We start from the raw sequence: 19,482 nt of genomic DNA on the forward strand, positions 1-19,482 counted from the left end.
GTGGCAAAAGTATGCGCTCATTGTGCGTGAGGCCGCGCACATAATCCAGTATTCACGACGATAATTATTGCAATTGCTGCTGCCTTTCAGCGTGACGATTCCAGACCAGAGCCCCGCCGACGAACAGCGCAACGCCCGCCAGCCCCAGCGCAGGCTCCAGCCGGTGGGTAAGCCAGGTCGATAACGCCGAGGTCACCGGCCCTACCAGCTGCCCTATGGCATACCCGGTAGTAAGCAGACCCGCCATATACCGCGTGTGGTTCGGTGCCAGCTCGCGGCCGTATAAAAGCGAGAGCTGAACGGCGCAGAGGAACCCGCCACCCACCAGCAGCCCACCCGTCAGCAATCCACCTATTCCCGGCAGCAGCCAGGCCGCCAGCACGCCAGCCCCCTGTAACCACAGCACGATAGCCAGCCTGCGGTTAGCCGTTGAGGTATGGCGCAACAGAATGCTGAGCGCAATCCCCACCACGGCGGCGATACCAAAAATCGGCCACACGAACTGGGCGAACAGGCTGCCGGGAAAACGCACCGCCGCCATCTGCGACAGGAAGGTCGCCGGAAGGATATAGCCAAACCCGGCCAGGCTGTAGCTCCAGACCAGACGCTTTAAATCTGCCGTCAGCACCAGCGGCTCCGGCGCGGTTCCCGGTCGATGTAGTTGACCGGAACGCGGCAGGTAGCGCGCCACCAGGGCAATCAGCACCAGCGCCAGCACGCCGTAGATTTGCCATGCCGCCCCGGCCGAGAGGGATTTCGCCTGGATATAGACGGCGAGCAGCCCGCTCAGAGCAATACCAGCCCCCGGGCCGGCAAACACGGCCGCGCTCAGGCCCGGTTTACCCAGCTGCCCCAGCCGCTCGTTAGTCCAGGCGGCAATCAGCACCATCGACCAGCCGCTCATGCAGCCAATCACAAAGCGCAGCAGACCGTGTACAACGGCGTTATCCGCCGCGGCAGAGAGCAGCGTCAACGCCACCGCACCCGCAATGCCCAGCCAGAGGCGCGCTTCAACAAAGCGGTGCGCGCGCATCGCATCCCATGCGCCCACCAGATAGCCCAGATAATTCATCGCCGCCACCAGGCCCGCGCTGGTCAGCGTAAGCTGCCCGGCAGCAATCATCAGCGGCACCTGGGGCGTAAAGGCAAAGCGCCCGATCCCCATTGCCACCACCAGAACGACGAACCCACTGAGCGCAATACGCAGCGCCATGACCGCTCCAAATGTTAAAGAAAAGTAAATTTATGATGCAGCATCTCGCCGTCCGGTGAAAGTGAAAGTTGCTCACAGGTCAATGAAAACGCTGTATTATGGATGTTATGAATGCGCATTCTCATTAAGGAGCCCTGCATGGAACTGCTCGAAGAGCACCGTTGTTTTGAAGGTCGACAGCAGCGCTGGCGGCACGACTCCACCGTTCTGAACTGTGCGATGACGTTCAGTATCTTCCTGCCCCCGACGGAAAACCCACCGGTTCTGTTCTGGCTTTCAGGCTTGACCTGCAACGACGAAAACTTCACCACCAAAGCGGGCGCGCAGCGTATTGCCGCCGAGCTGGGCATTGCGCTGGTGATGCCAGACACGAGCCCGCGCGGCGATGATGTGGCCGACAATGCAGGATACGACCTGGGCAAAGGCGCCGGGTTTTATCTGAATGCGACCGAACAGCCCTGGGCGCGCCACTACCGTATGTATGATTACATTCGCGATGAGCTTCCTGCCCTGGTGCAGGCTCAGTTTGCGGTAGGTCACCGCTGCGCGATTAGCGGCCACTCGATGGGCGGTCACGGGGCGCTGATAATGGCGCTGAAAAACCCGGGTAAATACACCAGCGTGTCGGCATTTGCCCCTATCGTGAATCCTTCTCAGGTGCCGTGGGGGCAAAAAGCCTTTACCCACTATCTGGGTGAGGATGCGGAAAAATGGCTGGCATGGGACAGCTGCGCGCTGATGCTGAACAGCAACGCTGAAGAGGCCATTCCCACCCTTATCGATCAGGGTGATGCGGATCAGTTCCTCGCCGGTCAGCTACAGCCTGCGGTACTGGCAGAGGCGGCGCGCCAGAAAGACTGGCCGCTGACGCTGCGCATTCAGCCGGGATACGATCACAGCTATTACTTCATTGCGTCCTTTATTGAGGACCATCTCCGCTTCCATGCGGAGCATTTGTTCGCATAAGTGCTGATGATTGCCGGGTGGCGGCTTCGCCTTACCCGGCCTACATTCGCGGGTTTTGTAGGCCCGGTAAGCGAAGCGCCACCGGGCATAAAGGTTACATCAGAACTTATAATCCACGCCGACAAAGTAACGACGGCCATCTTCCGTATAGCTGTAATCGTCACGGCTCAGATCTTTATCCAGCAGGTTCTGCACGCCCGCACGCAGCTTCACGCTTTTCGTCGCCTGCCACGCGGCGCCGGTATTCCAGATGACGTAGCCACCCGGCGTTGGTGCACTGCTGGTCAGCGCGCGTTTCTCACCGGTGTAGTTGCCCTGAACATAGAACGACCAGTCCTGCGTCGCCTTCCAGTCAACGGTACCGTTGGCCGTGTGGAACGGCAGATCGGACAGCGGCTTATTGCCGCCGTTGCTGATATCGCGACCGTCGTTATAGGTGTAGTTCAGCGTCACTTTCCAGTCTTCCGCCAGCGGGAATTTCAGCTCGGTCTCCACCCCACGGATGCGCGCCTTGTTGACGTTGTAGTAGCGAAAAATCGGTTCGCCGTCCGCATTCAGGCCAACGTAGTTAGGGTAATCCTGCGCCTGATTCACATTGGCCGTACGGCTGATGCTGATGCGGTCATCCACATTATTCTGGAAGGTGGTGACGCTGGCCTGCACGCCCTCTAACCAGCCCTCTTCTCCGCTGTAGTAGAGACCGAATTCAAAGCTCTCGCTGGTTTCCGGCTTCAGGTCCGGGTTACCAACAATCTCACAGGCACCGCGGCACGAGCCGGTGACCCAGTCCGGACTCAGCTGCAGCAGTGACGGCGCTTTAAACGCGGTAGCCCAGCCCCCTTTCACCGTTACGGTATCGGTCGCGTTGTAGACCAGATAGGCTCGCGGACTCCAGTGGTCACCGTAGGTATCATGGTCGTCCATACGGATGCCGGTGGTCAGCGCCAGAGGTTCAAAGATACGCCACTCATCTTCCAGGAACAGAGCATACTGGCTTGTCGAGGTACTGCTGCTGGAACCGCCCGTCAGGTTGACCGGATCTTTCAGCTTATCGTGACGCCATTCGCCGCCGAAGGTCAGCAGCTGGTTGATTTCGCCCATCGGCAGCACGTATTTTCCGTCCACCGCGTTGCTCTCTGAGGTGATCGGATTGCTGTTGCCCGGGTTTTTGTTATCCACCTTTTCGCCGTAAACCTTCAGCTCGCTGTTGCCGACGCCCCAGCGACCGTTGTGGCTGAGAGAGTAGTTCTGACGTTCAAGGCGGTTCTTATCGAGGGAATCCGAGTCACGATCCTGACGGTCGAAACCGTAGCCCGCCGTAAAGTCGTGATTTTCAGACGGTGTCCAGGCGAATTCCACATTCGCATCGCGGCTGGTGAAGCCCTCAATGCGCGGTGTTTCACCGCTCGCCGTGGTGGAGGATTTCTGCTGAGCGTCTTTCTCACGCTTCGCGAGGCTACCGTAGGCTTTCAGCCCCAGCAGGCCGTCGACCAGCGGGCCGCTGGTATAGAACTGACCGTTATACGTGTCTCCACGATCGCGATGTTCCTGAATCGTGGAATCGGCGCTCAGGGTGCCCGTCCATTTCTGGCCGATTTTTTTGGTGATAATGTTCACCACGCCGCCCAGCGCATCGGAACCATAAAGAGAAGACATCGGTCCGCGCACCACTTCGATTCGTTCAATGGCGTCAACCGGCACCCAGTTGAGGTCGAAATCATTATGACGGAACACCGCGTTACGAGAGTTGACGCGCTTGCCGTCGATCAGGATCAGCGTATAGCTGCTGTCCAGTCCGCGAATACTTACCCCTTTACGGTTGTCCCCTTCGCTCGTGAGCTGAACGCCCGGCACATCCCGTAACACATCTTTCAGATTCTGAACGGGTTTGCGCTGCAAATCTTCCTGGGTAATCACGCTGATGCTTGCGGGTGCGTCTTTCAGGTTTTGCTCGGTCGCAGAGGCCGTTACAACCATTGTGTCGCCGGATTCGGCTGCGATAACAGGCAGGGCCAGGGACATTGCGGACGCACAAAGTCCTCCCCTGACGAAGGGATTCAACCTAAACATTCCATATCTCCATGAGGTAAATACAACTAAATCAAATCATCATCGCTCACAGCGTCTTCCTTGCCGCCCACATCTACGGTGGGTCGGTGACACGCTTATTTTTGATAACGATAAAGCAAACGATAATTATTATCAATTAAATTGTTAAGAAATATATCTTTGTTTCAGGATGCGGGAATAAAAAAGCCCGCTCGAATGAGCGGGCTAAAGAGAGAGGAAGTGCGGTTATTGTTTAAATCGTTCCGGGAATTCCATTTCACTGTAGCGAACGAATTTTGTTCCTTTCGTCAGCTTGTAGCCAAACCAGATGACGAGGAACAGCGGAATACCAATGTAGGTCGCCGTAACGGCGCCCCAGTCAATGGTGTCCGCCAGGAACGCTTCATAGTTCTGTCCGAGCGTAATGATCAGGCACAGAATGAAGGCGAAAATGGGACCCAGCGGGAAGAAGCCGGAGCGATACGGCAGCGAGTTAATATCGTGACCCTGCTTGACGAAGCCACGGCGGAAACGGTAGTGGCTAATGGCAATGCCCAGCCACGCGATAAAGCCCGTCATCCCTGAGGTGTTAAGCAGCCAAAGGTACACCGTCTGGTTGCCAAACATGGAAGTCAGGAAGCACAGACCGGCGATTACCGTTGTCGCGTACAGCGCGTTACGTGGGACGCCGCCTCGGGACAGTTTCGCGAAGATACGCGGTGCCTTACCGTCGCATGCCAGCGTGTAAAGCATACGGGTGGACGCGTACATCCCGGAGTTACCGGCTGAAAGCACGGCGGTCAGGATAACGGCGTTCATCACTGCCGCGGCAGAAAGCAGGCCGGCGTGCTGGAAGACCAGCGTGAACGGGCTGACGCTAATGTCTTTAACGTCATTGCGCAGCAGGCTTGGATCGGTGTACGGAATGATCAGGCTGATAATCAGGATCGCGAACACATAGAACAGCAGGATACGCCAGAAGACCTGACGGACCGCCCGCGGAATATTTTTCTCCGGGTTCTCTGACTCACCGGCGGCGATGCCAATCAGCTCGGTCCCCTGGAAGGAGAAGCCGACAATCATTGCCACGCCAATCATCGCCGAGAGGCCACCGGCAAACGGCGCATCGCCTATCGCCCAGTTACTCCAGCCCGCAGGTTCAGCGCCTTTGAAAATACCAACGATCATCGCCACACCGACGACGATAAAGATGATGACGGTTGCCACTTTGATCAAAGAGAACCAGTATTCCGCTTCGCCGAAACCGCGCACGGAGATGTAGTTCAGCAGGAAGATGACGGCCAGGAACAGAGCGCTCCAGATCCAGCCCGGCGTATCCGGGAACCACCAGTTCATTACCAGCTGTGCGGCGACAAGGTCAACGGCGATGGTGACCGCCCAGTTGTACCAATAGTTCCAGCCCAGCGCGAAGCCGAAGCCTTCTTCAACGTATTTTTGACCGTAGGTCGAAAACGAACCGGATACCGGCATGTACGCGGCCAGTTCGCCCAGGCTGGTCATCAGGAAGTACACCATCAGGCCAATCAGAATATAAGAGAAAAGTGCCCCACCCGGGCCTGCTGCCGAAATCGTTGCGCCGGAGGCAACGAAAAGACCTGTACCGATTGAGCCGCCAATCGCGATCATCGTCAGGTGACGCGCCTTCAGTTCACGACGTAGCGTGGGCGCTTCTGTGGTTTTAATTTCTGAAACCATATGAAAATGCTGTCCATTTAATAAATGAGGCGCGATTGTAGCAGACGATCCGCGTTCCTTCCGGCAGAAATACTCAGTTATAAGAGAGCTTCATGACTCGGCCAGGATTATAAGTAAAGCAGAAATCGGGGCTTTCCCCTCTCCCCTTTGAGGAGAGGGGAAGATTACATCTCGCAATAGCGCAGAAAACGCTGCAGCGAACTGGAAAGGTGTTTCTGACGATGATGGATGCACCACAGGGTGCGTACCAGTTTTGGGAGCGGAACGGGAATTTCCACCAGCGAGCCCGTCTCAAGCTGTTCAGCAATGACGCGCCGGGAAAGACAGCTGATGCCCAGCCCGTGGCGCACCGCGTGCTTGATGGCCTCTGAATTGCCCAGCTCCATCCCCAGCTGGAAATGCGGCAGATGGGAAAGCAGCAGATAATCGACAATTTCACGCGTGCCGGAGCCCTGCTCGCGCAGGATCCACTGCGCCTGCGCGAGGCGTTCCAGCGTCACTTCCCCCTGCAGTAAAGATGAGGCCGGGGAAGCAAACACCACCAGCTCATCCTCCAGCCAGGGCTCGGCAATGATGTCGACGTTATGGCAGGGTCCTTCGATGAGGCCGATATCCACGCGGAAATCGATCACCGCGTTGATGACGTCCTGGCTATTGCCCACGCTCATCTCCAGCGGCAGGGTCGGGAAATCCCGGCGGTAGCGGGCAATCACTTCCGGCAGAATGTAATTCCCGATGGTGCTGCTGGCGTAAACGCGAATTGCACCGTTATCCTCGCGGAACAGCTGTTCGATTTCGATAGCCTGCTCGAGCAGCGCCAGCGCGCGCGGATAGAGCAGACGGCCATGTTCGTTGACCACCAGACGCTTCCCTACCCTGTCGAAAAGCTGAACGCCCAGTTGCCCTTCAAGATCGGTCAACGCCGCGCTGACCGCAGACTGCGAGAGCGCCAGCATTTGTGACGCCTGGGTCGTCGAACCGCTTTTCAGCACCTCGGCAAACACTTCCAGCTGACGCAATGTAATGTGCATGGTTGCTTACCACTTATATAGATTGATTATAAGTATATAATCAATTTTATTTTTAAGCCAGAGCGCCGTAACCTTTAGCCAGACAAAGGAGAAGGTTATGTCAGAAATCACCTTACAACATCATCGTACAGTGTGGCACTTCGTGCCGGGTCTTGCGCTCAGCGCAGCGGTTACCGGCGTGGCGCTATGGGGCGGAAGTATTCCGGCCATCGCGGGGGCAGGCTTTAGCGCGTTAACCCTGGCAATATTGCTCGGCATGGTCGTGGGAAATACCGTTTACCCGCATATCTGGAAATCCTGCGACGGCGGCGTGATCTTTGCCAAACAGCACCTGCTGCGTCTCGGGATCATCCTTTACGGCTTCCGTCTCACCTTTTCGCAGATTGCGGACGTGGGCGTGAGCGGGATCGCTATCGACGTCCTGACCCTCACCAGCACCTTTTTACTGGCCTGCTTTATCGGTCAGAAAGTCTTTGGCCTGGATAAGCATACCAGCTGGCTGATCGGTGCCGGGAGCAGTATTTGCGGGGCCGCGGCGGTGCTGGCAACGGAACCCGTCGTTAAAGCCGAAGCCAGCAAGGTGACGGTGGCGGTGGCGACGGTGGTGATCTTCGGTACGCTGGCAATTTTCCTCTACCCGGCGATGTATCCGCTGGTTGCCCACTGGTTTAGCCCGGAAACGTACGGCATTTATATTGGCTCAACCATGCACGAAGTGGCCCAGGTGGTTGCCGCAGGACACGCCATTAACCCGGAAGCCGAAAACGCGGCGGTGATTGCCAAAATGCTGCGCGTAATGATGCTGGCGCCGTTCCTGATTTTCCTGGCCGCGCGGGTTAAACAGCTGGCTCCGGCGGGCGGCAGCGAGAAAAGCAAAATCACCATTCCGTGGTTTGCGATCCTGTTTATCGTGGTGGCGATTTTCAACTCCTTCCACCTGCTGCCGAAAGCCGTTGTCGATATGCTGGTGACGCTGGATACGGTGCTGCTGGCGATGGCCATGGCGGCGCTGGGGGTGACCACGCACGTCAGCGCGCTGAAAAAAGCTCGTGCGAAACCGCTGCTGATGGCGCTGGTGCTCTTCATCTGGCTGATTGTCGGCGGTGGTGCCATTAACCTCGCCGTGCACACCCTGATGGCATAAACCATCTCGTCCTTCTCCTGCTAACCCGCTATCATAAGCGTTTCGGGTTAGCAGGAGTTTTTTATGAAATATGTTGGAGCGCACGTTAGCGCTGCAGGTGGCCTTGCGAATGCCGCCATTCGCGCCGCCGAAATTGAGGCGACCGCTTTCGCCCTGTTCACCAAAAACCAGCGCCAGTGGCGCGCCGCGCCGCTGACCTCTGAAGTGATTGATGACTTCAAAGCCGCCTGTGAGAAATACCGCTACGGGCCGGGCCAGATCCTCCCCCACGACAGCTACCTGATCAACCTCGGGCATCCGGTTCAGGAAGCGCTGGATAAGTCCCGCGAAGCGTTTCTGGATGAAGTCCAGCGCTGCGAACAGCTGGGGCTGACGCTGATGAACTTCCATCCGGGTAGTCACCTGATGCAAATCGATGAAGATGCCTGTCTGGCGCGCATTGCCGAGTCCATCAACATCACCCTGGATAAAACCCAGGGCGTCACCGCGGTGATTGAGAATACCGCCGGTCAGGGCAGCAACCTCGGCTTTAAGTTCGAACATCTGGCGGCCATTATTGACGGCGTGGAAGATAAATCCCGCGTCGGCGTGTGCATTGATACCTGCCACGCGTTTGCGGCCGGCTATGACCTGCGCACGACCGAGGCAACGAAAAACACGTTTGATGAGTTCGAGCGCATCGTGGGCTTTAAGTATCTGCGCGGAATGCACCTAAACGATGCGAAAAGCGCCTTTGGCAGCCGCGTTGACCGCCACCACAGCCTGGGCGAAGGCAACATCGGCCATGACGCGTTCCGCTTTATCATGCAGGACGCCCGATTCGACGGTATTCCGATGGTGCTTGAAACCATCAATCCGGATATCTGGGCAGAAGAGATTGCCTGGCTCAAGGCGCAGCAAACCGCTGAACAGGCGGCATAAAAAAAAGCCGGGTGCATAATGCAACCCGGCTTTTTTGTTGTTTATTGCTTACGCTGCTTTTGCCACGACTTCCGCTTCCGGACGTTTCAGCACTGCGTAAGAGAGACCCGCCACCAGCGTACCGGCAACGATTGCCAGCAGGTAGCCCAGTACCGGGGTGATAGCGCCAGGGATCAGCAGAACAAACAGACCGCCGTGCGGTGCCATCAGTTTCGCGCCAACCGCCATGGAGATAGCCCCCGTCACTGCCCCACCCACGATACAGCACGGCAGGACGCGCATTGGGTCACGGGCCGCGAACGGAATCGCCCCTTCGGTGATGAAGCACAGACCCAGCACCAGCGCGGCCTTACCGCCTTCCTGCTGCGCTTTATCGAACTTACGGCGGGCAATAATCGTCGCCAGACCGAGCGCCAGCGGAGGCACCATACCGGCTGCCATGATGGCTGCCATCGGCGCGTAGGTCTGGGTACTCAGCAGGCCAACGCCAAAGGCGTACGCCGCTTTGTTCACCGGACCACCCATATCGGTACACATCATGCCACCGAGGATAGCACCCAGCAGAACCGCGTTCGCGGTGCCCATAGTTTGCAGCCAGTGGGTCAGACCCGCCAGGATGCCCGCAACAGGTTTACCAATCAGGTAAATCATCGCCAGGCCGACCACCAGGCTGGAAATCAGCGGGATGATCAGAATCGGCTTCAGGGCTTCCATACTCTGCGGCAACTTCAGCTTCGCGCTAATGAGCTTCGCGACGTAACCGGCCAGGAAGCCGGCGATGATACCGCCGATAAAGCCGGAACCGGTGCTTACTGCCAGCATACCGCCGATAAGACCCGGCGTCAGGCCAGGACGGTCAGCGATGGAGAAGGCAATAAAGCCTGCCAGAACAGGGACCATCAGCGCGAACGCGGATCCACCGCCGATCTGCATCAACGCAGCCGCCAGCGTGCCTTCTTCTTTAAACGCGGTAATACCAAATGCGAACGAGAGAGCGATACACAGACCACCCGCAACCACCATCGGCAGCATGTAAGACACGCCGGTCAGGAGATGGCGATAGGCGCCTGCAGACTCTTTCTTACCTTCCGTTGCGGTTTGACGCGCGCCGGTTGCCTGATACGGCTTCGCTTCCACCAGCGCCTTATCAAACTCCTGAGCGGTTTTTTTCAGCGCCAGGCCGGTAGAGGTACGGTACATAGGCTTACCGGCAAATTTCGCCAGATCCACTTCGATATCCGCCGCCACGATCACCAGATCGGCTTCCGCCACTTCTTCAGGGGTGATGGCGTTGCCGGCGCCAACCGAGCCGCGGGTTTCAACTTTTACCCACCAGCCGCGTTTTTTCGCTTCGGTTTCAATGGCTTCAGCCGCCATAAAGGTGTGAGCCACGCCCGTCGGGCAGGCCGTCACCGCCACAATGCGTTTCGGACCTGCGGCCGCAGCCGGTGCCGTCGCCACAGGCGCGCTGTAGACGGACGCGTGGCCTTTCGCTTCACTCAGGAACAGTTCCGGGTGTGCCACCGCGCGATTAATATCGCCCAGCCACACTTTTTTGCCGTTCAGCGCACTGTCAGCCGGGATTTTATCGCCCAGTACAATGGCCAGCTCTGCATCGCCTGGATTATCGATAATATCCAGATGTGCTTTTTGTGCCGCCGCGCCCAGCAAGGTCTTCGCCATATAGGCGCGAGCCTGTCCGAGACCGGAGTCAATGATCAGCAGCGTTTTCATTATTCCTCTCCTGCTGTTAGTTAAAAGGTTTTAAGTCAACGCGCGCCATCATCGCGGCTAACTGGGTACGATCGGTAATACCGACATTGCTCTGGCTTACGGCCAGGGCAGCAACGGCGGTGGCAAGACGTAAAGTATGTTCACTGGATTCACGCATCAGCAGACCGTAAATCAGGCCGCCAACCATGGAATCCCCTGCGCCAACGGTGCTGACAACGTCAACCGACGGCGGTTTGGCAATCCATTCGCCAGACGCGTTAACCCACAACGCGCCTTCTGCGCCAAGCGAGATAACCACGTGAGCGATACCCTGCTCGCGCAGCGCATGGGCAGCGTCAATTACATCTTTTAATTCTGGCAGCTTACGGCCCGCCCAGATCTCCAGCTCGCGGCGATTCGGCTTCACCAGCCACGGAGAGGCTTTCAGACCCGCAACCAACGCGTCGCGGCTGCTGTCGAAAATAATGCACGGACACTGGCTGCGCAGGCGCGTCATCCAGTCGGTAAACGCTTCCGGACTCACGCCGGACGGCAGGCTGCCGCTGACGCAGACCATGTCAAACTGGCCAAGCCAGGTCAGCGAGTCGTTTACAAAACGTTCCCAGTCTGACGGCGTCACTTCGAAGCCAGAGAAGTTGAGATCGGTCACTTCACCGTCTTTCTCGGTCAGCTTAACGTTGATACGGGTACGGCCCTGAACAACCTGAAAACGGTTGGCAATGCCCAGCTCGCTGAACAGCTGCTGGAAGCCATCCTGGTTATCTTTACCGAGGAATCCGCCCACGGTGACGTCGATACCGAGATCCTTGAGCACTTTCGCGACGTTGATCCCTTTACCCGCAGCATGCAGGCCAGTGGTACGCACGAGGTTGACTTCGCCGCGCTCAATTTCAGGGCAAAATCCCACCAGGTCATAAGCCGGGTTCAGCGTAATAGTCGCAACACGTCTGCTCATTATGCGCCCTCCCCCAGACCCGCCGCGATGGCGTCGCCAATCGCTTTCAGCGCCTGTTCAGCATCCGCACCCTGCGCGGTGAAACGCAGTCGGTGGCCTTTCTTCACGCCCAGCGCGACAACTTTCATCAGACTACGGCCGTTGGCCGGTTTGCCCGTGCCATCAAGATTCGCCACGGTGATCTCACTCTCGAATTGTTTAATGGTATTCACCAGCATGGTGCCAGGACGGGCATGCAGGCCGTGTTCGTTGCGCACAACGAACTCCGCCGACTGCACGTCATCCGTCAGCGCATCATCACTGGTCAGCAGTGCCAGCACGGTAGAGGCATCAGCGTTCAGCAGTTTTTCAGCTTTGTTGTTCAGCAGCAGGTCGCCCAGACGCTTCAGCACGGAAACTGGCTGATTGTCGTTCATCGCCACGGTCACCAGCATGGCCGCGCGCTCGCCTTCGACGTCAAACGCATTGGCCGCGCGGCTCACGGCGATTGCACTGCGCAGGTTGCCTTCAGCACTGTCGTTCAGCCAGATGCCCTGACCCAGATTCAACGGCTTATCGTTGATCGCGCGGGTGACAAAGGTGGCATCTGCCGCGCCGGCTTCTTTCAGCCGACCTGCGTTCAGCGCCTGCAGCGTCACCAGATCGGAGGCAGCCACGTCCAGCGTCAGCGTTTCGTTATCCAGTTTCAGCGCTTCACTCTGTTTTTCGCCCATCAGCAAGGCGCGCAGCTCTTCCGCCGTCGTGGCAGACTTAAGCTGTTCAGCTACCGCGTCATCGCTCAGGACATGCGTCAGCTGACGCAGCAGGCCTAAGTGTTCGTCGCTGCTGGCCGCGATACCGATAGCCACGTAAGCCACCTGACCGTCACCCCAGAGCACGCCCTGCGGGAACTGATAAACCTGAACGCCGGTTTTCAGCACCTGATCGCGGGTGTCGGTTGTGCCGTGCGGAATGGCAATGCCATTGCCGAGGAAGGTTGAGGTCTGCTGCTCACGCGCCAGCATGCCGTTTACATAGCCGTCCGCGACGTTGCCCGCCTGCACAAGCGCGGCGGCAACCTGGCGAATAGCCTCTTCTTTATCCCCGGCCTGAGCGCCCGGGTGGATATCCTGAACAGATAACTGGAACATGGTTCTCCACTCCTGCTGAACTTGAATCGTTTCAGCTTTAATGAGAAAAAATGCGCTAGCCTGCTCCGTTTATTTAAACAAGATAGCGCTGAAACGTTTCAAAAAGTCTTGCGCTTTCTGCAAAGCCTTGCAAGTAAACTCGTCTTTCTGATGTCAGAATTTAGAGATACAGCACATTTCTTCTTCGTTCAGCTGAATTTTGCTGAAGTTCAGCAAGCCAGTTTCAGCTAAGGTCAGCCAGCCTGTTTATAAGTTGAAATGCCATTTTGATTTTTCGTGGCATCATTGACCGCACCCACTGTTTATTTTTTAGCTGACGGCGTAAACTCCGCCTCCTCTCTGCTACTCGCTAATTATAAAACATGCATAACACCCCTGCGGCCGCCTCGCCGAAGCCCTTTGATTTAACCTCAGCGGCATTTCTGGTTGTTGCCTTCTTCACTGGCATTGCCGGTGCGTTACAGACGCCGACGCTGAGTTTATTTCTGACGAATGAGGTTCACGCCCGCCCGGCAATGGTCGGCTTCTTTTTTACCGGCAGCGCCATCATCGGCATCCTGGTCAGTCAGTTTCTGGCGGGGCGATCCGACAGAAAAGGCGATCGTAAAAGCCTGATCGTTTTCTGCTGCCTGCTGGGGGTATTGGCCTGCGTTCTGTTTGCCTGGAACCGCAATTATTTCATTTTGCTCTTCGTCGGGGTGTTCCTGAGCAGCTTTGGCTCGACGGCGAACCCGCAGATGTTCGCCCTTGCCCGCGAACACGCCGACCATACCGGGCGTGAAGCGGTGATGTTCAGCTCCGTTCTGCGTGCTCAGGTGTCGCTGGCGTGGGTAATTGGCCCGCCGCTGGCTTACGCGCTGGCGATGGGTTTTGGCTTTACGGTGATGTACCTGAGCGCGGCCGTCGCGTTTGTGGCGTGCGGCGCGCTGGTGTGGTTCTTCCTGCCGTCCATGCGCAAAGAGCCGAAAGTGGCAACGGGCGTGCTGGAAGCGCCGCGCCGCAACCGCCGCGATGCCCTGCTCCTGTTTGTTGTCTGCACGCTGATGTGGGGTACCAACAGCCTGTATATCATCAATATGCCGCTGTTTATTATTGATGAACTGCACCTGTCGGAGAAGCTGGCGGGCATTATGATGGGCACCGCCGCCGGGCTGGAGATCCCGACCATGCTCATCGCAGGCTATTACGCAAAGCGCTTCGGGAAGCGTTTTTTAATGCGCATCGCCGCCGTCGCGGGCCTGCTGTTCTATATCGGTATGTTGACGGTTCATACGCCGGGGCTGCTGCTGGCTTTACAGCTGCTGAACGCCATTTATATTGGCATTCTCGCCGGGATAGGCATGCTCTACTTCCAGGATCTGATGCCGGGTCAGGCAGGCTCTGCCACCACCCTTTATACTAATACCACCCGCGTGGGCTGGATTATCGCCGGCTCAATGGCCGGCGTGGTGGCTGAAATCTGGAACTATCACACGGTGTTCTGGATTGCGCTGGTGATGTGTACGCTGACGATTGGCTGTCTGACGCGGATTAAAGACGTTTAGGGCGCGGTGAGCGCTTCCAGCTCAAGAAGGTACGTCATCGCCTGCCCTCGCGTGCTGCCGCACATTTCGGCAGTGGGCTGAAGCCCGGAGCAGACCTTCGGGCGCAAAGGCGAGCCAAAGATCATGCACAGATTCGTTTCCGAGAGCTGAACGCAGCGGGTATTGGCAGGCTTGCCCTCGGGCATTCCTGGAATGGGACTTGAAATGGACGGTGCAGTACAGCACGCGCCACAGTCTGGACGGCAATCCATAAATGCTCTCTTTCGCTGACGGACGCCCGCGCAGTCGGGCATCGCGCGCACAGTAACACCTTTTGCGTATTGATAGCAAAAGCCGCGAATTCCTCTTGCCTGAAAGGCCGCGCGCGAGTAATTTGGCGCGATATTTTTTACCTCCCGTAAACAGGATTACTGCAATGCCAAGAGCGAACGAAATTAAGAAAGGTATGGTGCTGAATTACAACGGCAAACTGCTGATTGTGAAAGATATCGACATTCAGGCCCCGAGCGCCCGTGGTGCAGCAACGCTGTACAAAATGCGTTTCGCCGATGTGCGTACCGGCCTGAAAGTGGAAGAGCGCTTTAAAGGTGACGATATCGTCGATACCGTGACCCTGACCCGCCGCTATGTCGATTTCTCCTACATCGACGGCAACGAATACGTGTTCATGGATAAAGAAGATTACACCCCGTACATCTTCACCAAAGATCAGATCGAAGAAGAGCTGCTGTTCATCCCTGAAGGCGGTATGCCTGACATGCAGGTTCTGACCTGGGACGGCGTGCTGCTGGCCCTGGAACTGCCTCAGACCGTCGATCTGGAAATCGTTGAAACGGCGCCTGGCATCAAAGGCGCATCAGCAAGTGCCCGCAACAAACCGGCTACCCTGACGACCGGCCTGGTTGTGCAGGTACCGGAATACCTCTCCGCTGGCGAGAAAATCCGCATCCATATCGAAGAAAAACGCTATATGGGCCGCGCTGACTGATTGCGGCATTTGTCGGGTGGCGGCTTCGCCTTACCCGACCTACAAAAACACAAAAACCGGCTCTCAGGCCGGTTTATTTGTAGGCCCGGTAAGCGTAGCGTCACCGGGCAACAGAGCTTACAGAAGCTCCGGATACTTCGTCATCTTCAGCGCCAGCTCAACGCCGCGCACTTCCGCCATCCCCTTAAGACGGCCAATCGCCGAATAGCCCGGGTTGGTCTTCTTACGCAGATCGTCCAGCATCTGGTGTCCGTGATCCGGACGGAACGGGATAGGACGCACATCGCCAGCCTGCTTGCGACGCGCCTCTTCCGCCAGAATAGCATCCACCACCGCGACCATATTCACATCGCCGCCAAGGTGCGCCGCCTCGTGGAAGGTTTTCGGGTTCGCTTCACGGCAGGTCGCACGCAGATGCGTGAAGTGGATACGATCGCCGAAGGTTTCAATCATCCGTACCAGATCGTTATCCGCGCGCACGCCGTAGGAGCCGGTACACATGGTAAAGCCGTTATAGATGCTGTTTACCGTCTCTTTCAGCCACTGCATATCTTCAAGGGTGGAAACGATACGCGGCAGGCCAAGGATAGGACGCGGAGGATCGTCCGGGTGCACGGCGAGGCGTACACCCGCCTCTTCAGCGACCGGCACGATAGCGCGCAGGAAATACGCCATGTTTTCGCGCAGCTGGTGCTTATCAATATCGCCGTATTCCGCCAGACGCGCGCGGAACTGATCCAGCGTATACCCCTCTTCAGCACCCGGCAGGCCAGCAATAATATTACGGGTCAGCTTTTCGATGTCTGCTTCGCTGGCGGCGTTAAACCACTCACGCGCCTGCTGCTGCTCTTCTGCGGTGTAATCCGCTTCGGCACCAGGGCGTTTCAGAATGTGCAGTTCGAATGCCGCAAAGGCAATCTGATCGAAACGCAGCGCTTTTGAACCGTCCGGCATCTGATACTCAAGGTCGGTCCGCGTCCAGTCCAGAATGGGCATGAAGTTATAGCAGACCGTATCAATGCCGCAGGCCGCCAGGTTGCGAATGCTCTGCTGATAGTTAGCAATCCACGTCTGGTACTCACCGGAATGGGTTTTGATCTCTTCATGAACCGGAATGCTTTCCACCACAGACCAGGTTAATCCCTTCTCCGCCAGCAGCGCCTGACGCTGTTGAATTTCCTCAATCGGCCATACCTGACCGTTAGGAATATGATGCAGCGCCGTGACGACACCCGTTGCGCCAGCCTGACGCACATCATCAAGAGAAACCGGATCGTTCGGCCCGTACCAACGCCAGGTTTGTTCCATTGCCTCACCCTCTTAAGTTGTTATACCAATATGCGTTACTGCAATGACGACTACCATACATGTTTGCCGCTAAGGGTCAACATACCGCCACACGTTGATTGATCAAACTCACAGAACGGGGATATTTACGGCTCACCAATTTTATTTGCTGTCATATAACTTTACACTGGCATTGTTAATTAATGGTTAATCAGGTGTGTATTTCATGAAGACAATTGCCTCCACCTCGCTTCCTGCCCACGTTCAGCAACCTCGCTACGATCGCGCGCAATTACGCTCCCGCATCGTCCATTTTGGCTTTGGTGCCTTTCACCGCGCGCACCAGGCTTTGTTAACAAACCGGGTGCTGAATGAAAAAGGCGGCGACTGGGGGATTTGTGAGATTAGCCTTTTCAGCGGCGACGTGCTGATGGGCCAGCTGCGCGCGCAGGATCATCTGTTTACCGTGCTGGAGAAAGGCGCAGACGGCAATCAGCCGATTATCGTCGGTGCCGTCCACGAATGCCTGAACGCAAAGCTGGACTCTCTGCCGGCGATTATTGAGAAATTTTGTGAGCCTCAGGTGGCGATTGTGTCGCTCACCATCACGGAGAAAGGCTACTGCATCGATCCCGCGACCGGTAAGCTGGATCTGCATAACGCGCGGATCGTCCACGATCTTGAAAACCCCTCAGAGCCGCATTCCGCCCCCGGGATCCTGGTCGAAGCGCTCCACCGCCGCCGCGAGCGCGGCCTGCCCGCTTTTACCGTGTTGTCCTGCGACAATATCCCCGACAACGGCCACGTGGTGAAAAACGCGGTGCTGGGCATGGCGCAAAAGCGTTCCGCGGCGCTGTCAGAATGGATTGATACCCACGTGAGTTTCCCGGGAACGATGGTCGACAGGATTGTGCCCGCCGCGACCGAAGCCTCGCTGGCGGAAATCACCGACGCGCTCGGCGTTGAAGATCCGTGCGCCATCAGCTGCGAGCCGTTTATTCAGTGGGTAGTGGAAGATAATTTTGTCGCCGGCCGTCCGGCGTGGGAAGCTGCGGGCGTCCAGATGGTGCAGGACGTTCTGCCGTGGGAGCAGATGAAGTTACGCATGCTCAACGGCAGCCACTCTTTCCTGGCGTATCTGGGGTATCTCGCCGGCTACGCGCATATTAATGAATGTATGGAAGACGCAGCCTTCCGCGAAGCCGCCCGGCGCCTCATGCTGAACGAACAGGCTCCCACATTACGTATTAAGGATGTCGACCTCACCGCATACGCTGACAGCCTGCTCGAGCGCTTTGCCAACCCGGCACTTCAGCATCGCACGTGGCAAATCGCGATGGACGGCAGCCAGAAGCTGCCCCAGAGAATGCTGGATGGGATCCGCGTCCATCTTGAGCGAAAAACGCCGTGGCCGCTGCTGGCCCTGGGCGTGGCCGGGTGGATACGCTACGTCAGCGGTACCGACGAGCGTGGCAACGCGATTGACGTTCGCGATCCCCTCAGCGAAAAAATCCGCGCGATTGTTGACGCCAGCAGCGACGCCGGGCGCGTTAACGCTATACTGGGGCTGAACGAGGTCTTTGGACACGATCTCGCGCAAAACGGCACGTTTGTTGATGCTGTCAGCCAGGCATATCAGCGCATTGCCCGCCACGGCGCGCGTCAGGCTGTTATTGAAACGTTAAATATTTAGCGATTATTGCGCTTAACGCGAACGGATGCGGCCTCCGTTCGCCCTTCCCCTTCTCATTGGGCACATTTTTCGCCAGGATAAGAGAATAGTGTTATAGCATCACAATTCTCTTGCGGAGCACACGTGACCAAAACCAACCTCATCACCGGTTTTCTCGGCAGCGGTAAAACCACCTCCATTCTTCACCTGCTGGCGAATAAAGATCCGGCCGAAAAATGGGCCGTGCTGGTCAATGAATTTGGCGAGGTGGGCATTGATGGTGCATTGCTGTCATCCAGCGGCGCGATGATTAAAGAGATCCCCGGCGGATGCATGTGCTGCGTCAATGGCCTGCCGATGCAGGTGGGGCTCAATACCCTGCTGCGTCAGGGCAAACCCGACCGCCTGCTGATTGAACCCACCGGGCTCGGTCACCCAAAGCAGATCCTCGATTTACTGACCGCCCCGGTTTACGAGCCGTGGATCGATCTGCGCGCCACCCTGTGCCTGCTCGATCCTCGTCAGCTACTGGATGAAAAAGCGGTAGCCAATGAGAACTTCCGCGATCAGCTCGCCTCGGCAGACGTTATCGTCGCCAATAAAGAAGATCGCGCCACGGCGGAAAGCCAGGCCGCGCTGGACGCGTGGTGGCAGCATTTCGGCGGCAACCGCACGCGAGTGCAGGCGACACAGGGGAAAATTGACGGCGCCCTGCTTGACCTGCCTCGTCTGAACCTCACCGAGCTGTCTGCCAGCGCGGATCACGCGCACAGTCATCCGGTTAAGCAGGGCCTGGGCGCACTGAGCCTGCCGGAACACCAGCGCTGGCGTCGTAATCTGAACAGCGGCCAGGGATATCAGGCCTGTGGATGGATTTTTGATGCTGACACCGTTTTCGACACCATCGGGATTCTGGAGTGGGCCAGACTTGCGCCCGTCGATCGCGTGAAAGGGATTATGCGCACGCCGGACGGCCTGGTGCGAATCAATCGCCAGGGCGACGATTTCTTTATTGAAACGCAAAATGTGGCGCCGCCTGACAGCCGTATAGAGTTAATTAGTGCGGTTAACGCCGACTGGAATGCCCTGCAGTCCAGCCTGTTGAGGATTCGTTTAAGTTCGGGCGGCTAAC

Annotated in this window: 16 protein-coding genes; 7 read left to right on the forward strand and 9 right to left on the reverse strand. The window is 57.2% G+C overall.

Features of this window, described 5'->3' with window-relative positions; translation table 11 throughout:
- Positions 1–64 precede the first annotated feature (64 nt).
- Positions 65–1,213 (reverse strand): YbfB/YjiJ family MFS transporter, encoded by a 1,149-nt coding sequence (locus tag ACWHWP_RS15705; RefSeq protein WP_063428784.1) that lies wholly within the window; start codon positions 1,211–1,213, stop codon positions 65–67.
- 138 nt (positions 1,214–1,351) lie between these two features.
- On the opposite strand from ACWHWP_RS15705, the gene fghA reads away from it, so the two are divergent.
- A complete protein-coding gene (gene fghA, locus ACWHWP_RS15710; RefSeq protein WP_447855974.1) occupies positions 1,352–2,179 on the forward strand; it encodes an S-formylglutathione hydrolase in 828 nt (275 codons plus the stop codon).
- A 99-nt stretch (positions 2,180–2,278) separates the two neighbouring features.
- Here the strand turns inward: fghA and cirA are convergent, their stop codons facing one another.
- From cirA to yieE, 3 genes are all read right to left on the reverse strand, one after another.
- Positions 2,279–4,249 carry a catecholate siderophore receptor CirA gene (gene cirA, locus ACWHWP_RS15715; RefSeq protein WP_059311497.1) on the reverse strand — a complete coding sequence of 657 codons (1,971 nt, stop codon included), beginning with the start codon at positions 4,247–4,249 and terminating at the stop codon, positions 2,279–2,281.
- A gap of 225 nt (positions 4,250–4,474) precedes the next feature.
- Positions 4,475–5,944, reverse strand: a complete 1,470-nt coding sequence (locus tag ACWHWP_RS15720; protein WP_023336352.1) for an amino acid permease — start codon at positions 5,942–5,944, stop codon at positions 4,475–4,477.
- A 164-nt stretch (positions 5,945–6,108) separates the two neighbouring features.
- Positions 6,109–6,975, reverse strand: coding sequence for a DNA-binding transcriptional regulator YeiE (gene yieE, locus ACWHWP_RS15725; protein WP_024908171.1), 867 nt, complete (start codon positions 6,973–6,975; stop codon positions 6,109–6,111).
- Between the two features lie 97 nt (positions 6,976–7,072).
- Between yieE and ACWHWP_RS15730 the strand changes: the two genes are divergently transcribed.
- Positions 7,073–8,119 carry a YeiH family protein gene (locus ACWHWP_RS15730; RefSeq protein ID WP_447855975.1) on the forward strand — a complete coding sequence of 349 codons (1,047 nt, stop codon included), beginning with the start codon at positions 7,073–7,075 and terminating at the stop codon, positions 8,117–8,119.
- Positions 8,120–8,182: 63 nt separating this feature from the next.
- A complete protein-coding gene (gene nfo, locus ACWHWP_RS15735) occupies positions 8,183–9,040 on the forward strand; it encodes a deoxyribonuclease IV (protein WP_447855976.1) in 858 nt (285 codons plus the stop codon).
- A gap of 48 nt (positions 9,041–9,088) precedes the next feature.
- On the opposite strand, the gene fruA is transcribed toward nfo, so the two are convergent.
- From fruA to fruB, 3 genes are read right to left on the reverse strand one after another with little or no spacing between them, the layout of a single operon-like run.
- A complete protein-coding gene (fruA, locus tag ACWHWP_RS15740; RefSeq protein WP_447855977.1) occupies positions 9,089–10,774 on the reverse strand; it encodes a PTS fructose transporter subunit IIBC in 1,686 nt (561 codons plus the stop codon).
- A 16-nt stretch (positions 10,775–10,790) separates the two neighbouring features.
- The gene (fruK, locus tag ACWHWP_RS15745; RefSeq protein ID WP_014170919.1) at positions 10,791–11,729 is read right to left on the reverse strand and encodes a 1-phosphofructokinase; all 939 of its coding nucleotides are present in this window, start codon (positions 11,727–11,729) and stop codon (positions 10,791–10,793) included.
- Positions 11,729–12,859 (reverse strand): fused PTS fructose transporter subunit IIA/HPr protein, encoded by a 1,131-nt coding sequence (gene fruB, locus ACWHWP_RS15750; protein ID WP_447855978.1) that lies wholly within the window; start codon positions 12,857–12,859, stop codon positions 11,729–11,731. The genes fruK and fruB overlap by 1 nt, the downstream gene beginning before the upstream one ends.
- 362 nt (positions 12,860–13,221) lie before the next feature.
- Here fruB and setB point away from each other — a divergent pair, with 362 nt between their 5' ends.
- Entirely contained in the window at positions 13,222–14,403 is a 1,182-nt protein-coding gene (gene setB / locus ACWHWP_RS15755) for a sugar efflux transporter SetB (protein ID WP_047346573.1), read from the forward strand.
- Here the strand turns inward: setB and ACWHWP_RS15760 are convergent.
- The gene (locus ACWHWP_RS15760) at positions 14,400–14,654 is read right to left on the reverse strand and encodes a YkgJ family cysteine cluster protein (protein WP_023312483.1); all 255 of its coding nucleotides are present in this window, start codon (positions 14,652–14,654) and stop codon (positions 14,400–14,402) included. The two genes, setB and ACWHWP_RS15760, sit on opposite strands and share 4 nt — an antisense overlap.
- A 164-nt stretch (positions 14,655–14,818) precedes the next feature.
- On the opposite strand from ACWHWP_RS15760, the gene yeiP reads away from it, so the two are divergent.
- Positions 14,819–15,391 carry an elongation factor P-like protein YeiP gene (gene yeiP, locus ACWHWP_RS15765; protein WP_008500940.1) on the forward strand — a complete coding sequence of 191 codons (573 nt, stop codon included), beginning with the start codon at positions 14,819–14,821 and terminating at the stop codon, positions 15,389–15,391.
- Positions 15,392–15,508: 117 nt separating this feature from the next.
- Here yeiP and uxuA read toward each other — a convergent pair whose 3' ends face one another.
- Complete coding sequence (uxuA, locus tag ACWHWP_RS15770; protein ID WP_059311501.1) at positions 15,509–16,699, reverse strand: mannonate dehydratase; 1,191 nt, start codon at positions 16,697–16,699, stop codon at positions 15,509–15,511.
- A 205-nt stretch (positions 16,700–16,904) separates the two neighbouring features.
- On the opposite strand from uxuA, the gene ACWHWP_RS15775 reads away from it, so the two are divergent.
- Both ACWHWP_RS15775 and ACWHWP_RS15780 read left to right on the forward strand, forming a co-directional pair.
- Entirely contained in the window at positions 16,905–18,371 is a 1,467-nt protein-coding gene (locus ACWHWP_RS15775; protein ID WP_063957681.1) for a mannitol dehydrogenase family protein, read from the forward strand.
- 123 nt (positions 18,372–18,494) lie between these two features.
- On the forward strand, positions 18,495–19,481 hold the full coding sequence (locus ACWHWP_RS15780; RefSeq protein ID WP_063428801.1) for a CobW family GTP-binding protein: 987 nt from the start codon (positions 18,495–18,497) through the stop codon (positions 19,479–19,481).
- The last annotated feature ends 1 nt before the right edge of the window (position 19,482 follow it).

The sequence above is a fragment of the Enterobacter sp. WI-ESBL-E8 genome, from assembly GCF_053364895.1.

What these genes read in the sequence shown, in the direction of transcription:
- fruB (WP_447855978.1), bottom strand. Translation starts at nt 12,859, where the DNA reads ATGTTCCAGTTATCTGTTCAGGATATCCACCCGGGCGCTCAGGCCGGG.
- fghA (WP_447855974.1), top strand. Translation starts at nt 1,352, where the DNA reads ATGGAACTGCTCGAAGAGCACCGTTGTTTTGAAGGTCGACAGCAGCGC.
- yieE (WP_024908171.1), bottom strand. Translation starts at nt 6,975, where the DNA reads ATGCACATTACATTGCGTCAGCTGGAAGTGTTTGCCGAGGTGCTGAAA.
- ACWHWP_RS15720 (WP_023336352.1), bottom strand. Translation starts at nt 5,944, where the DNA reads ATGGTTTCAGAAATTAAAACCACAGAAGCGCCCACGCTACGTCGTGAA.
- ACWHWP_RS15705 (WP_063428784.1), bottom strand. Translation starts at nt 1,213, where the DNA reads ATGGCGCTGCGTATTGCGCTCAGTGGGTTCGTCGTTCTGGTGGTGGCA.
- ACWHWP_RS15760 (WP_023312483.1), bottom strand. Translation starts at nt 14,654, where the DNA reads ATGGATTGCCGTCCAGACTGTGGCGCGTGCTGTACTGCACCGTCCATT.
- setB (WP_047346573.1), top strand. Translation starts at nt 13,222, where the DNA reads ATGCATAACACCCCTGCGGCCGCCTCGCCGAAGCCCTTTGATTTAACC.
- uxuA (WP_059311501.1), bottom strand. Translation starts at nt 16,699, where the DNA reads ATGGAACAAACCTGGCGTTGGTACGGGCCGAACGATCCGGTTTCTCTT.
- nfo (WP_447855976.1), top strand. Translation starts at nt 8,183, where the DNA reads ATGAAATATGTTGGAGCGCACGTTAGCGCTGCAGGTGGCCTTGCGAAT.
- fruK (WP_014170919.1), bottom strand. Translation starts at nt 11,729, where the DNA reads ATGAGCAGACGTGTTGCGACTATTACGCTGAACCCGGCTTATGACCTG.
- ACWHWP_RS15730 (WP_447855975.1), top strand. Translation starts at nt 7,073, where the DNA reads ATGTCAGAAATCACCTTACAACATCATCGTACAGTGTGGCACTTCGTG.
- fruA (WP_447855977.1), bottom strand. Translation starts at nt 10,774, where the DNA reads ATGAAAACGCTGCTGATCATTGACTCCGGTCTCGGACAGGCTCGCGCC.
- ACWHWP_RS15775 (WP_063957681.1), top strand. Translation starts at nt 16,905, where the DNA reads ATGAAGACAATTGCCTCCACCTCGCTTCCTGCCCACGTTCAGCAACCT.
- cirA (WP_059311497.1), bottom strand. Translation starts at nt 4,249, where the DNA reads ATGTTTAGGTTGAATCCCTTCGTCAGGGGAGGACTTTGTGCGTCCGCA.
- yeiP (WP_008500940.1), top strand. Translation starts at nt 14,819, where the DNA reads ATGCCAAGAGCGAACGAAATTAAGAAAGGTATGGTGCTGAATTACAAC.